This window comes from Bacillus sp. IT-79MI2 (assembly GCF_949768135.1).
Classification (GTDB): domain Bacteria; phylum Bacillota; class Bacilli; order Bacillales; family Bacillaceae_G; genus Bacillus_A; species Bacillus_A pseudomycoides.
Genome location: NZ_CATKPV010000012.1, coordinates 1 through 389, shown reverse-complemented (window position 1 = coordinate 389; position 389 = coordinate 1). Strand labels below are relative to the sequence as shown.

Here is a 389-nt window from a genome sequence, read left to right as displayed (position 1 = left end):
CATCGCTATCAAGCTAATAAAACAAAATCCCCCCTAAAATAAAAAAATACGCTATTCTTTCTGTAGAATCATAAGAAAGGATGGCGTTTTTTATGTCTATTTCTGTATCCGATGAATTACAGCTATTCGCTCAAGAGATTCAAAGCTTGTTATCTCCAAATACTTTACGGGACCTTGCTAAAGACGTTGGTTTTGTGCAACGAACCAGTAAGTACCAAGCAAAAGATTTAGTTGCTTTATGTGTATGGATGAGCCAAAATGTCGCTACGACTTCTTTAACTCAGTTATCTAGCTGTTTAGAAGCATCAACAGAAGTGCTCATCAGTCCTGAGGGATTGAATCAACGGTTTAATAAAACGGCCGTCCAATTTTTGCAACACATATTAGCT

General features: G+C 37.0%; 1 pseudogene. It reads left to right on the top strand.

The window, feature by feature from the left end:
• Positions 1-92: 92 nt before the first annotated feature.
• Positions 93-389 (top strand): annotated as a pseudogene (locus tag ACM6HU_RS01005) (IS4 family transposase); the annotation flags it as partial.